Raw genomic sequence first — 12,822 nt, 5'->3', positions numbered from 1 at the left:
GAAACAGTGCCGCGTGTCAAACCCGTCCTGGCACGGACCCTCCGCAAGACTCCCTTACTCCACCTGGACGTCGCCCACCGGGGCCGGGTGCGGCGTCCGGGACTGAAACTCGAGGAACACGGCCCCACCGGATCGGTGAAGGACCGCAGCGCCGTGGGGCTGTTACAGGCGCTGCACAACGAACGACCGCTCACCCCGGGCACGGTGGTGGTGGAATCCACCTCCGGCAATCTCGGCCTGGCCCTGGCCCGGCTGCTGCCCTCCATCGACTGCACCTTCCTCGCGGTGGTCGATCCCAAGACCCCGCACGCCACCCGCACCATGCTGACCGGACGCGGCGCCCGGTTGATCACCGTCGACCAACCGGACGGCCAGGGCGGCTACCTGCTGAACCGGCTGCGCAGGGTGCGCGAGCTGTGCGACCGCAACCCCGGATACCGCCGGCCCAACCAGTACGAGAACTGGGCCTCGCCCGACATCCATCGCCGCACCACCGGACCCGAGATCACCGAGCAGGCGGGACCGGAACCAGGCGCGGTGTACGCGCCGGTGTCCACCGGTGGCACCCTCGCCGGCATCAGCGCCCATCTGCACAGGCGCCGGCCCGACGTCGCCGCGGTCGCCGTCGACGTACGCGGTTCGCCGGCCGTCGCAGGCAGCGCCGGACGCCGGCTGCTTCCGGGCATCGGAGTCGGCCGCCCGTCCGCCTTCCTGAAAGGGCCGCACGGCTACGACCATGCCGTGCACGTCGACGACATCGAGGCGATCGCCGTCTGCCGGATCCTCGCCGAGGACGTGGGACTTGTACTCGGGGGATCCAGCGGCTGCGCCGTACGCGCGCTGCTGACCGACCTGGAGAACGGCCGCATGGACGACCGGCTCGCGGTCTGCCCGGCCGCCGACGGCGGTGGCAAATACCGCGACACCCTCTACTGCGACGACTGGGCGACCGAGCAGGGCGTCGTCAGGAGATCACGGCCGCCGTGGAGCAACTGCGCCGCGAAGGCCTCTTCTTCGACCGGAAGCACCAGGAGCACTGACAATGGGAACGAGCCCCACCCTCGACCGGCGGCGGACGGGCCCCGACTACCGGCAGTTCCTGCCGCTGGTCCAGGGTGCCACGCTGATCGAGTGGACAGGTACCGGACTGTTCCTCGCCGTCTCGACCATCTACTTCGTCAAGGTCGCTCATCTCAGCACGTCGTCCGTCGGCACCGGCCTGACGATCGGCGGCGCCGTCGCCATCGCCGCCGCCGTCCCCATCGCCCGGCTGGCCGGACGCTTCGGGCCGAAGCCGGTGCTGATCGGTGTGATGCTGCTGCGCGCCTTGGCAACCGTCGGCTATCTGTGGGTGGACGGCTGGTGGAGTTTTCTCCTCGTGGTCGCCGTCATCGCCGTCACCGAGCAGTCCTCGCCCCCACTGGTGCAGTCGTACGTCGGTGCGAGAGCCCCCGAGAGCCTGCGCGCGAAGGTGATGGCCGTGCAGCGCACCGTCGTCAACCTCGGCATCAGTCTGGGAGGGCTGATCGCCGGAGTCGCCCTGGGTTCCGGAGCGCCCGGTGCCTTCCGGCCGCTGCTGATCGGTGGCGCACTCGCCTATGTGGTGGTGGCCGTGGTGTACGCCACCGCCCAGGGAGAGGAAGCCGCGACCGCTGTCGAGAGCGCCCGTGTCGCGGATCTGCTCAAGGACCGACGGCTGCTGGGCTTCACCGCGTACAACGCACTGGTGTCGCTCTGGATGCCGGTGCTCAACGTGGCCTTCCCGCTGTGGCTCGTCACAGGGACCGACGTACCGGAGCGCTATGTCGGAATCCTGTACGCCGTCAACACCGTGCTGTGCATCGCCCTTCAGTACCCGCTCAACCGCTGCTACAGCACAACGCGCCGGGCGTGGTACTCGTACGCGACCGCGGCACTGCTGCTCAGCTGCGGCACCCTGGCCTTCGCCGCCGCGCCCGGCTTCGGAGCGCGGGAAGCACTGCTGGTGCTCGGTGCTGCCGTCGTCCTCCTGACGTTCGCCGAACTGCTCCAGGTCGGCGCCTCATGGACCCTCTCCTTCGACCTGGCACCCGAGCGGGCGCGCAGCGCCTACCTGGTGCTGTTCAACACCAGCCGCACCGTCGCCAACCGAGTCGCGGGCCCGGTGCTGATGACCGGCGTCGTCCTCGCCCTCGGCACGGCCGGCTGGGTCGCGCTCGCCTGCGTACTGCTGCTCGGCGCGCTCGTCCCCTTCGCGATGCTGCGCGGGCCGCGCGGCACCGGCGACTGAACCACCCCCGGACTCTCCCCACCACCGACCCTCACGCCAAGGAGCCCCGCCCGCAATGGACTTCGAGCAATACCCCGACAGCCGCTTCCGCTATCTGACCCGTGCGGACGTCATCGAGGCGGCCCGCGACGTGGACATCGTGGCGGCGGTGGCCGAGGCGCTCACGCTGCACTCCGCCGGACAGTCGGTCCTGCCCGAGGAGGCCTACCTCGGCTGGACCACGCCACAGGGCGACTCGGCCCGGCTGCTGGCCATGCCCGGCGCGCTGGTCCAGGACGGCCGCCGAGACCGGGACGAGATCGTGATCAGCAACCCGTTCGGTATGTCGATCCTCGACGTCGCTGTCGCCGACCGCATCCACGCCCGCGCCGAAGCCGCCGGTCCGGGCACCCGGCTCACACTCTGAGGGGGATCCGCATGACGATCGATCGACACGTCCAGGAGATCAACCGCACCATGTGGTCGTACGGTGAGTACCGGCACGTCGCCGATCTGCTGCGGCCCGGCGCCGTCGAGCTGGTCGACCGGCTGGCCCCGGAGCCGGACACCCGCCATCTCGACGTCGCCACAGGCAACGGCAACGTCGCGCTGCTGTCCGCCCTGCGCGGCTGTGACGTCACCGGGCTGGATCTGACCGACGAGTTCTTCCCCGACGCGCGCGCACGATTCTCAAGTGCCGGTGTCGAGGTGGAATTGCACCGTGGCGACGCACAGGAACTCCCTTTTGCCGACGCCTCGTTCGATCTCTTGACCTCCACCTACGGGATCCAGTTCGCGCCCGACCACGCCGCTTCATCCGGCGAGATGGCCCGGGTGCTGCGGCCCGGCGGCCGGATCGGTATGTGCAACTGGACGGCACGCAGCTGGACCGCCCACTTCCAGGAGATCCCCTCCGCCTACTTCCCCTCACCCAACGGCCATCAGGGGCAGCCCATGCTGTGGGGCGCCCCGGACTATCTCGCCGAACTCTTCGGCCCCGGATTCACAGTCACGTCCGAACGCCGGGAACTCTTCTACCCGTTCGACACGGCCGAGGATCTGGTCGCCTTCTTCGAGAACTGCTTCGGCCCCTGCATCGCAGCGAAGAACACCATCTCGCCGCCCTCGCGCTGGAAGGAACTGCGAGCGGAGACGGCCGAGATGACCGAGGGCTTCCACACCACCGATGAGCGTGGCACAGGAGTGCCCGTCGAGTATCTGCTCGTCATCGCGGAGAAGAAGGGGGCGTAGTGACCGGCATACCCGAGTATTATCCGACGCTCCCGCTGGCCGAAGGGGCACGGGAGCGGGCCGTCGCCCTGGCGCTGACCCGCAGCGAGCCGTACGAGCTGGGTGAGGGAGTCCACGCGTACGTCGAGCGGTACGCGGCCAGACCCCCGGGCAGGAACCCGACGACGACGCGCTGTTCCACATCGTCTACACCTCGGGGACGACCGGAAACCCCAAGGGCGTACGCATCAGCCGACGTTCGGTCCGCGGACGGCTGGAATGGATGTGGCAGGACCACCCGTTCCCCGACGACGCGGTACTGGCCGTGCAGAAGTCCCTGGCCCTGGTCGCCTCGCCCTGGGAGCTGCTGGGCGGACTGCTGAAAGGCATTCCGTCCGTCGTGCTCGGTACCGACGAACTACTCGACCCGGTGCTGTTCGCCGCCGCCGTCGAGCAGGAGCGGATCACGCATCTCTTCCTGACCCCGCAGCTGATCGCCGGGCTGCTGGAGGAGAGCGCCAATACCCTGGCGGGCACCGGCCCGTGCTGGTCACCAGTGGCGCCGACACCCTGCCGGTGGACACGGTCCTGCGCTTCCGTGAGGTCTGGCCCGACGCCACGCTGCTGAACCTGTACGGCATGACGGAGACCGCCTCCAACGTCGCCGCGTACGACACCGCCCGACTGCCCGCGGACGCCGAACGCGTCCCCGTCGGCAGGCCCGTGGCCGGTGCCTCGCTCTCGGTCCGCGACCGGCTCGGCCGACGGCTGCCATCCGGTGTGGCAGGTGAGGTGTGGGTCTCCGGGCCTCCGCTCGCCCTCGGCTATGTCGGCGGCGACGGCGAAGACCGCTTCACCACGGACGACGCAGGAGTCCTGCACTACCGGACCGGAGACCGAGGCCGCCAACTACCGGACGGGGTACTGGGGATCACCGGACGCGCCGACAACCAGATCACGGTACGCGGCTACCGCGTCGAGCTGGAGGAGATCGAGGCCACGCTGCGCAAGGCGCCGGACATCACCGACGCGGGGGCGTACGCGGAGAGCGAGGGCGGCGACGCACGCATCGTCGCCTGTTTCACCGCCGACGAGGAGAGCGGCCCCGCCGCACTGCGCGGCTATCTGCGCGACCGGCTGCCCGACTACATGCTGCCCGCCCGTATTCAGCAGGTCCCGCGGCTCCCGCTGAGCACCAATGGCAAGCTCGATCGCACCGCCCTGCGCACGCTCGTGGAGAGCATCGGTCAGGAGCAGACGGCCGGATTCACCCCGACCGACGACACCGAGACCGCTGTCGCCGCCCTCTGGCAGGAACTGCTCGGCGCCCCACCGGCCTCGGCGGACCAGAACTTCTTCGACGCCGGAGGCCACTCCCTGCTCGCCGTGCGGCTCGCCAACCGGCTGGCGAAGACAGCAGGCCGACGTGTCCCACTGCGCCGCATCCTCGGCGCACCCACCGTCCCCGCGATCGCCGCACTGTGCCGCGAGACCCAGCAGGAGGAACAGGCATGAACGTCCCATGGTTGAGCGTCCCGGGCGAAACCCCACCGGACAGCGCGGCCGGCACCCTCGCCGTCTGCTTCGGACCCACCGGCGCCCATGGCTCGACGTTCGCGAACTGGCGGGGCCGGCTGCCCGAGGACACCGCACTCGCGCTGATCACACCGCCGGGCCGCGGCACGCGCGTCGACGAGGAACCCGTCACCGACATGACCGCCTACGCGGATGCCGTGGCGGCCGAGATAAGCGCACTGCGGGGAGGGCGGCGACTGGTGCTGATCGGCGTCAGCCTCGGTGCGCTCCTTGCGTACGAGACGTGCTGCCGACTGCTCGACTCCGGGGTGCCGGTCGCGCGGCTGTGCGCGGTGGCCGGACAGTGCCCCGGTGACTTCCACGGCGACGGTGGCGACGTGACCGTCGAGGACGCCCGTGCCTTCGCGACCGGGATCGGACTGACCGACCCGGAGCTGCTGGCGGACCCCGAGTTCGAGGAGGTGCTGCTGCCTGCCGTCATCGCCGATCTGCAGTTGGCCGCAGGCTACGACGGCAGCCGAAGTCCCGTACCGCACGTCGAGTTGCGCGCGGTGTGGGCCACCGAGGACCCGCACGTGCCCGAAGTGACCGTGCGCCGCTGGATCGACTGGACCCGTGGCGAGTGCACTCTGCTGTCCGTCGAGGGCGGTCACTACGCCCACCAGGAGAACCCGGCAGCGGTCATCTCCGCCTGCCTGGACGGACTTCCCGGGGCCCGGCCGTCACGACGTTCCGTGCTCGGCGCCGGAGCGACGGCCGTCGCGGGCACGGTGCTGGGCCTCGGTGCGGTCCAGGCCACGACACCCAGAGCGTCGGCCGCCGCGCCGACTGCCGCGGGCGGTGTCTCCTTCGAGGGCGATCCCACCGACCCCGTGGGCCTCGCCGTGGCCATGATCCGCCAGAACACCAGCAACCCCGGCGACGGTGCGCTCACCCAGCCGTTCGCCCAGATGCTCCAGGGAATCTTTCGCGCGGCCGGGGTGGGCACCGAGATCGTGCCCACCCCCAAGAAAGGCAACGTCCACTTCTTCGCCCGCGTCCCCGGCAGCGGGCCGGCCCGGAAGAAACCACTGGTCCTGCTAGGCCACTCCGACGTAGTCCCCGCCATCGGTGACAAATGGACGACGGACGCCTTCGGCGGAGACATCAAGGACGGCAAGCTGTACGGCCGTGGCTCGCTCGACATGAAGGGCGTCAATGCCGCATTCGTCGCCGCTCTGCTGCGCCATGTCCGCGAGGGCGCGGCCTTCGACCGCGACATCGTCTTCTGGTCCGACTGCGACGAGGAACAGGGGCCCTACGGGGTGCGCTGGTTCCTCACGGAACACCCCGGCAAGGTCGAGGCGGGCGCGGTCATCACCGAGGGCGGCTGGGTGCTCAACCAGCGCGACGGCACGACACCCATGATCGCCTCGCTCACCTGCAACGACAAGCGCTCCCTGCTGCTGCGCCTGGAGACCTCCTCGTACGCCACCCACACGTCCAAGCCATTCACAGGACAGGCCGTGATCCGGCTGGGGGAGGTGCTTGACCAACTCGGGGAGTGGCGCGCACACATCCGTCCCAATGCGCTGTCCCGGCAGTACTTCGCCGAACTGGCCGAGGCCACCACTGACCGGTCGCTCGCCGAGGCGCTGCGCGAGATGCTCAATGCCCGTACGGAACAGCAGCGGGACAGGGCCGGCGAAGCGGTGGTACGGCTCAGCGAGACCCCTGAGCTGCACAACGCGATGCTGCGCACCACGCTCGCCTTCACCTCCGCGCAGTCCGGCTACTACCCGAGCATCGTGCCGGGCACGGCGACCGCGGAGTTCCGGGCCGCCTTCCTCCCCGGGGCCGACGACCCCGGCCGCATCGTCGCCGAACTGCGCTCGCTGATCGGCAACCGGGCGGCGCTGACCGTGGTCGGCAACTCCGGCGAGAGCGAGCAACAGGCCCTGGACCGGCTGCGCGGCTATCTGGCCGTGCCCGACTCCGGCCATGACACGGACGTCTTCCGCGCCTGGCAGACAGCCGTACGCAGGACACACCCCGGAGTACGGGCCACCGCCTGCCAGTTCGAGGCCGTCACCAGCGCGGTGCCGTTCCGGGAGCAGAACGTGCCCGTCTACGGCATGTACCCGTTCACCGTGAACCGGGACATGCTCAAGCGCATGCACGGCACTGACGAACACATCGGCGTCGAAGCCCTGCGGCAAGGCACCGAAACCGTCTATCAACTGCTGGCCGGACTGCGCACCGAGGCCTGACCCGACCGCACCGTACGGGCGTATCCGGCCGGGCATGCCCGTACGGTCGTCGGACCCCTGACGTCATCCCACCCTCACCCAGTCGAGAGTGCGCTCGACCGCTCTCTTCCGATCGGCGTAACGATGGGCGTTGGTGTTGTAGCGGGCGAGACCGACGATGGCGCCGCGGGCGTCCGAGCGCCAGTAGGGAGCGAAGAGGCCCGAGAACGCCGGCACGAAGTACATCCCGCCGTTGTCCTCGACGGTTCTGGCGAGCCGTTCGCTCTCGGCGGCTTCGCTGATGATCTTCATCTGGTCCCGCAGCCACTGCACGGCGGACCCCGTGACCGCGATGGAGCCCTCCAGGGCGTAGACCGCCGGGCTCTTGTCGAACTGGTAGGCGACGGTGGTGAGCAGGCCGTGCCGTGACCGGATCAGCTTCGTACCGGTGTTGAGCACGAGGAAGTTTCCGGTGCACGTCGGTGGCGTGGATGCCGCCTTCGGGGCCGCCGGTGAGGTTCCACAACACCCAGCAGTCCGTGTTCCCGAACACCGCATGGCCCTGTTCCGCAGCCTCGCGGACCCCCTCGACATTGTCGAGGATCCACTTGATCTTCCCGCCGGAGAAGTAAGTGGCCGGTGGCAGGCCCGACTTGCGGCGGATGATCTCGCCATGGCCCTCGTTCTCCAGGGCCTTGGCGATCGAGTCGGTCCGGGTGTCCTGCCACACGATGGCGTTGCAGTACGGACGACCGGTGCGGGGGTCCCAGACGACGGTGGTCTCGCGCTGGTTCGTGATCCCGATGGCATCGAGATCGGTGGCGCTCAGACCTCCGGTGCGCAGAGCGTTCTGCATCACCGAGTTGGTGCGCTCCCAGATCTCCACCGGGTCGTGCTCCACCCAGCCGGGGCGGGGCAGGATCTGCTCGTGCTCCAACTGGTGTTTGGCCACTTCGTTCCCGTCGTGATCGAAGATCATGAAGCGGCTGCTGGTGGTGCCTTGGTCCACCGCGCCGATGAAGTCCGCCATGGCGTGCTGCCTCTCCTGAGTCCCCGCTCGATGAAGGACCGGGCGTCACTCCTCCTGTGGCATGGGGATGCTGCCCTCCGGCTCCGCCTCCGCGGTGGGCAGGAAACGGCCGACGAGGGTCTTGTAGAGGAACGCACCGACCAGGCCACCCACGAGTGGGCCCACAATGGGCACCCAGTAGTAGAAGTTCCCGTACTGGTCCCGCCACGCTCCTCCGTAGCCGGTGAGGAAGCTCGCGAGCCGGGGCCCGAAGTCACGGGCCGGATTGATCGCGTACCCGGCGTTGGTGCCCCACGCCATACCGATGCCCACCACGATGAGGCCCACGATGAACGGGCCGAGATTGGCGCCCGGTGGCGTATTGAGAAGATCCGTGACGGCGAAGATCAGCAGCACAAGAATGGCGGTTCCGATGACCTGGTCCCGCAGCGCCCCCCATTCGTGAACCGGAAGCGCGGGGTTCCCGTTGGCAGGCAGCGTCGAGAAAACGATTTGCGTCTTGATCGTGTGCCCCGGGTCCGCCTTCGCCAGGGCCTCGGTGTAATTCCATCGCACCACCAGTGCCCCGACGAACGCTCCTGCGAGCTGCGCGAGTGCGTAAGGAGCCACTTTCCTCCAGGGAAAATCTTTGAAAGCGGCAAGCGAAAGAGTCACGGCGGGATTGAGGTGCGCTCCGCTCAGCCTGCCCGCCACATAGACACCCAAGGTGACTCCGAGACCCCATGCCCAGGCGATGCTGTCGTGATTTCCGAGACCCCCCGGCGGGTCGGTGAGTGCTCCGCCGGCTACGACCTGCGCCACCACACCACAGCCGAAGAGGATGAGAATCATCGTTCCGAGGAACTCCGCCGAGAGCTCCCCGACGATTCCCGACATCTTGAGCCGCTCCATGGGTTCTCGCTTCCTGTCGAGTCACGACCGTTGGCGGCATAGATCCACACTGAGCGTAGACGCAGAGAATTGGTTCCGCATTTGGTGGCCATTTGGTGGCCGAAGCCTTGCAGTCGGTGCGGGTCTCGTCTGGTGAAGGGGCCAGAACCCGGGCCCGGTGTCAGTCCACGTCGACGTTGTCGAAGAGTTCAAGCAGGCTGCTGAGCACCCGTACGCAGGCCGTCACGTCGGCGTCGGTCGGGTTCCCGTCCACCTGGCGCAGCAGGGCCTGCTCGCGGGCGAGGGCGGCGGTGATCGCCGCCCTGCCGCCGTCGGTCAGCCGGATCGACGAAGACCGCTGGTGAGCGGGGTTCGGGATGACCTCGCCGCAGGCACCGTCGCCGCCCTCGCATTGACGCTGGTGGCCTGCGGCTCCTCCGAAGGATCCAAGACCGACGGCTCGTCCATGCCCGGCATGGACCACGGCTCCGCCGGCGCCTCCGTGCCTGCCACCCCCGACGGTGCGTTCAACGACGCGGACGTGAAGTTCGCGCAGCAGATGATCCCGCACCACCAGCAGGCCGTCGAGATGGCGGAGCTGGCCGACGGCCGCGCCGCCGACCCCGAGATCAAGGAGCTGGCCGCCGCGATCGAGAAGGCCCAGGACCCCGAGATCAACACCATGAAGGGCTGGCTGACGTCCTGGGGCAAGCCGCTGCCCTCGGCCTCGTCCTCGATGGGGGACATGCCCGGAATGGACCACGGCTCGGACGGTTCGGGAATGCCCGGGATGATGTCCGACAAGGACATGAGCGACCTCGAGGCAGCCAAGGGCAAGGACTTCGACAAGAAGTTCGCCCAGCTCATGACCGGCCACCACGAGGGCGCGGTCACCATGGCCGAGGACGAGCAGAAGAACGGCAGCAACGCCGACGCGAAGAAGCTCGCCGGCGCCGTGATCACGGCCCAGACCGCCGAGATCGAGAAGATGAACAAGATCATCGCCAGGCTCTGACCCCTGGCAGGGGGTGCGGGCCTTCGTCATGCTGAAGGCTCGCACCCCCTCCCGTACGTCCGAGGGGCTGGACAGGCCCGGCCTCTCGGACGTACGCGGCCGCTCAGTCCGCTTCCGGTGTTGCGAGCAGGTCGCCCACCTCCTCCGCTGTGGTGTCCCGGAGCTCCTCCGCGAGGAGCAGCCAGCGGGTGATGCCGACCGATTCGAGGAACGGCAGGTCGTGACTGGCGATCAGCAGCGCACCCTCGTAGGACTCAAGTGCGCTGGTCAGCTGTCGCACGCTGGCGATGTCGAGATTGTTGGTCGGCTCGTCCAGCATCAGCAGCTGCGGGGCCGGTGCGGCGAGCATCGTCGCCGCGAGCGCGGCACGGAAGCGTTCCCCGCCCGAGAGGGTGCCCGCCGGCTGTTCCGCGCGTTTCCCCTGGAACAGGAAGCGCGCGAGCTGGGAGCGGATGTGGTTGTCGGTGACCCCGGGAGCCATGCGGGCGACGTTCGCCGCGACGCTCAGCTCCTCGTCCAGCACATCCAGCCGCTGTGGAAGGAACCGCAGCGGTACGAACGTCCTGGCCTCGCCGGACAGCGGAGCCAGCTCGCCGGTGAGGGTGCGCAGCAGTGTCGTCTTGCCGGAGCCGTTGCGCCCGACGAGCGCGATCCGTTCGGGACCGTGCACATGGAGGTTGCCCTCATGCAGCCTGCCGAACCGGGGACGCAGTTCGTGCAGGGTCAGCACGGTGCGGCCGGTGGGAACGGCGGTGTGGGGAAGGCTCACCCGGATCTCGGCATCGTCACGGACGGCGTCCGCGGCCTCCTCGCGGCGCTCGCGCGCCTCACTCAGCCGGTCCTCCTGGAGGCCGCGAAGCTTGCCCGCCGACTCCTGCGCGGACCGCTTCCGCGCGCCGGCGAGGATCTTCGGGAGCCGCCGCTCGGCCTCGATCTTCCTGCCATGCCGCTGACGGCGCGCCAACTTCACATGGGTCTCCTCCAGCTCGCGCTTCTGTCGGCGTACGTCGGCCTCGGCGGCCCGCAACGTCCGTCCGGCTGCTTCCTGTTCGGTGGCCAGGGCTTCTTCGTAGGCGGACCAGCCGCCTCCGTACCAGTTCACGGATCCGGAGCGCAGTTCGGCGATGCGGTCCACGCGCTCCAGCAGTTCGAGGTCGTGGCTCACCACGACCAGGACACCGGAGCGCCAGGAGTCGACGGCTTCGTAGAGCCTGCGGCGAGCGAACACATCGAGGTTGTTGGTCGGTTCGTCCAGCAGGAGAACGTCGGGATGCTCCAGCAGCAGTGCGGCCAGGCGCAGCAGGACGGTCTCCCCGCCGGACATCTGGCCCACGGTGCGGTCCAGTTCGACATCGCCCAGTCCGAGTGACCCCAGTGTCGCGAGGGCTCGTTCCTCGACGTCCCAGTCGTCGCCGATCGTCTCGAAGTGTTTCTCGTCCACATCCCCGGCTTCGATGGCGCGCAGCGCATTGCGCCGCCCGGCGATGCCCAGGGCCTCGTCCACCCGCAGCGTCGTGTCGAGGGTGATGTTCTGAGGGAGATGGGCGAGGCTGCCACCGACGGTCACCGAGCCCTGGGAGGGGCGCAGTTGGCCGGCCAGTAGTCGCAGAAGTGTCGACTTGCCCGCGCCGTTGGCCCCGACGAGACCGGTGCGGCCGCGGCCGATGCTGAGGGAGAGCCCGTCGAAGACGGATGTGCCGTCCGGCCACTGGAAGGACAGGGCGGAGCAGGTCAGAGAGGCGCTGGGGGCGGTGGGTGTCGCCATGGTGATCCTCGCAGTCGCAAGCGCGGTGAATGGGGGGCTTCGTATGCGAGCACCACGCAGCGACCGAACCGAGAGGGAGGTGCGGCGGTCCGAAAGATCGAGGGACGGCTCATGCACCGAGGTCGCATCCACGCGGGGTCACGGGCAGGACTGAACACTGCTACTGCGTGACAGGCGTACGGCTGAAGCCGTACGGCGCGATGATCGCGAACCTCAGATGCGCAACGTCCACCTCTATCGGAGACAACAGAGCCGTTGGGAACGATAGCGACCCGGAGGGCGAAAGGCAAAGCCTCGATGTCGTGTGGGGGACTGCGACGAGCGGCCCGCGGGCCGCTCGGCCGGGAGGCCGGAGGTCATGGAGCCCTGTCGGGTGCGATCGGCCCGAGAGGCATCCGGATCGCCATGCAAATATCCCGGTGTGGGTGATTTGCATGTAAGTGATCCCTTAGTCAACAAAGAGGCATTTGGTAAGAGTTGCGACCTTTGGAGGCTGACCGAATTGCCCCTTTTGAGAACTCCGTGGCGTGAGTCACGTTCAGAGTTCAACACGCTGTGGCGCGCTGCCCGGTTCCCTTCTGTGCGAGGAAATTTGGCTTCGCGGTGTGAGGCGGATTACTGTCAATTCCCCGATTCGATCTTGCAAATGAATTGTGATCCAAAAATATGGGCTTGTTCCTTTCGCTGTTTCTCGCCTACGGTCACCGTCAATCCGGATGGAACGCCGAATCCTGCCGCCGTCCGGCAATCCGACCACTCATGTACGGCAGGAGCGGGGGACCCAGGTAAGCCGCCGATCCGGTATCCGGAACGGCTCGGGGTGAAGCCCGCATTCGCGTGCGGCCAGACATCTCCAGTCTGAACCCGACAGCTCACCTCGTAGGCGACGGAGAGGAATTC

General features: G+C 68.5%; 9 protein-coding genes, 5 pseudogenes and 1 riboswitch. Of the genes and pseudogenes, 8 read left to right on the top strand and 6 right to left on the bottom strand.

Annotated features, from left to right (window positions below; genetic code table 11):
* Positions 1 to 6 precede the first annotated feature (6 nt).
* The 4 genes and pseudogenes from OG953_RS04640 to OG953_RS04625 all read left to right on the top strand — a co-directional run.
* Positions 7 to 864, top strand: a pseudogene (locus tag OG953_RS04640) (pyridoxal-phosphate dependent enzyme); the annotation flags it as partial.
* Positions 865 to 1,042: 178 nt separating this feature from the next.
* The gene (locus tag OG953_RS04635) at positions 1,043 to 2,269 is read left to right on the top strand and encodes an MFS transporter (protein ID WP_405682664.1); all 1,227 of its coding nucleotides are present in this window, start codon (positions 1,043 to 1,045) and stop codon (positions 2,267 to 2,269) included.
* A 55-nt stretch (positions 2,270 to 2,324) separates the two neighbouring features.
* Entirely contained in the window at positions 2,325 to 2,675 is a 351-nt protein-coding gene (locus OG953_RS04630) for a hypothetical protein (protein ID WP_405682663.1), read from the top strand.
* An 11-nt stretch (positions 2,676 to 2,686) separates the two neighbouring features.
* Positions 2,687 to 3,499, top strand: a complete 813-nt coding sequence (locus OG953_RS04625) for a class I SAM-dependent methyltransferase (protein ID WP_405682662.1) — start codon at positions 2,687 to 2,689, stop codon at positions 3,497 to 3,499.
* 19 nt (positions 3,500 to 3,518) lie between these two features.
* On the opposite strand, the gene OG953_RS04620 is transcribed toward OG953_RS04625, so the two are convergent.
* Entirely contained in the window at positions 3,519 to 3,680 is a 162-nt protein-coding gene (locus tag OG953_RS04620) for a hypothetical protein (protein ID WP_405682661.1), read from the bottom strand.
* Here OG953_RS04620 and OG953_RS04615 point away from each other — a divergent pair.
* The 3 genes from OG953_RS04615 to OG953_RS04605 are packed head-to-tail and all read left to right on the top strand — an operon-like array spanning position 3,672 to position 7,263.
* Positions 3,672 to 4,106 carry an AMP-binding protein gene (locus OG953_RS04615; RefSeq protein ID WP_405691622.1) on the top strand — a complete coding sequence of 145 codons (435 nt, stop codon included), beginning with the start codon at positions 3,672 to 3,674 and terminating at the stop codon, positions 4,104 to 4,106. The two genes, OG953_RS04620 and OG953_RS04615, sit on opposite strands and share 9 nt — an antisense overlap.
* Positions 4,055 to 4,993: a non-ribosomal peptide synthetase gene (locus OG953_RS04610; RefSeq protein WP_405682660.1), complete on the top strand. Its 939-nt coding sequence runs from the start codon at positions 4,055 to 4,057 to the stop codon at positions 4,991 to 4,993. Before OG953_RS04615 ends, OG953_RS04610 begins: the two co-directional genes overlap by 52 nt.
* Positions 4,990 to 7,263, top strand: coding sequence for a M20/M25/M40 family metallo-hydrolase (locus tag OG953_RS04605; RefSeq protein ID WP_405682659.1), 2,274 nt, complete (start codon positions 4,990 to 4,992; stop codon positions 7,261 to 7,263). The genes OG953_RS04610 and OG953_RS04605 overlap by 4 nt, the downstream gene beginning before the upstream one ends.
* A 123-nt stretch (positions 7,264 to 7,386) precedes the next feature.
* Here the strand turns inward: OG953_RS04605 and OG953_RS04600 are convergent.
* From OG953_RS04600 to OG953_RS04590, 3 genes and pseudogenes are all read right to left on the bottom strand, one after another.
* Positions 7,387 to 8,272, bottom strand: a pseudogene (locus OG953_RS04600) (FGGY family carbohydrate kinase); the annotation flags it as partial.
* A 45-nt stretch (positions 8,273 to 8,317) separates the two neighbouring features.
* Positions 8,318 to 9,163, bottom strand: a complete 846-nt coding sequence (locus tag OG953_RS04595) for an MIP/aquaporin family protein (RefSeq protein ID WP_405682658.1) — start codon at positions 9,161 to 9,163, stop codon at positions 8,318 to 8,320.
* A 160-nt stretch (positions 9,164 to 9,323) separates the two neighbouring features.
* Positions 9,324 to 9,527, bottom strand: a pseudogene (locus OG953_RS04590) (MarR family transcriptional regulator); the annotation flags it as partial.
* A gap of 90 nt (positions 9,528 to 9,617) precedes the next feature.
* Here OG953_RS04590 and OG953_RS04585 point away from each other — a divergent pair.
* Positions 9,618 to 10,157: a DUF305 domain-containing protein gene (locus tag OG953_RS04585; RefSeq protein WP_405682657.1), complete on the top strand. Its 540-nt coding sequence runs from the start codon at positions 9,618 to 9,620 to the stop codon at positions 10,155 to 10,157.
* Positions 10,158 to 10,445: 288 nt separating this feature from the next.
* On the opposite strand, the pseudogene OG953_RS04580 reads toward OG953_RS04585, so the two are convergent.
* Together OG953_RS04580 and OG953_RS04575 are read right to left on the bottom strand one after the other, a co-directional pair.
* Positions 10,446 to 10,827, bottom strand: a pseudogene (locus OG953_RS04580) (ATP-binding cassette domain-containing protein); the annotation flags it as partial.
* A gap of 480 nt (positions 10,828 to 11,307) precedes the next feature.
* Positions 11,308 to 11,922 (bottom strand): annotated as a pseudogene (locus tag OG953_RS04575) (ATP-binding cassette domain-containing protein); the annotation flags it as partial.
* Between the two features lie 712 nt (positions 11,923 to 12,634).
* Positions 12,635 to 12,821: riboswitch (cyclic di-AMP (ydaO/yuaA leader) on the top strand.
* Position 12,822 lies beyond the last annotated feature (1 nt).

Source organism: Streptomyces sp. NBC_00057, from assembly GCF_045041165.1.
In the GTDB taxonomy this organism is placed as follows: domain Bacteria; phylum Actinomycetota; class Actinomycetes; order Streptomycetales; family Streptomycetaceae; genus Streptomyces.
This window is presented reverse-complemented; position numbering and strand designations above follow the sequence as displayed.

Coding starts and splice junctions, on each gene's coding strand:
- OG953_RS04585 (WP_405682657.1), top strand. CDS start 9,618: ATGGACCACGGCTCCGCCGGCGCCTCCGTGCCTGCCACCCCCGACGGT.
- OG953_RS04595 (WP_405682658.1), bottom strand. CDS start 9,163: ATGGAGCGGCTCAAGATGTCGGGAATCGTCGGGGAGCTCTCGGCGGAG.
- OG953_RS04605 (WP_405682659.1), top strand. CDS start 4,990: ATGAACGTCCCATGGTTGAGCGTCCCGGGCGAAACCCCACCGGACAGC.
- OG953_RS04625 (WP_405682662.1), top strand. CDS start 2,687: ATGACGATCGATCGACACGTCCAGGAGATCAACCGCACCATGTGGTCG.
- OG953_RS04630 (WP_405682663.1), top strand. CDS start 2,325: ATGGACTTCGAGCAATACCCCGACAGCCGCTTCCGCTATCTGACCCGT.
- OG953_RS04635 (WP_405682664.1), top strand. CDS start 1,043: ATGGGAACGAGCCCCACCCTCGACCGGCGGCGGACGGGCCCCGACTAC.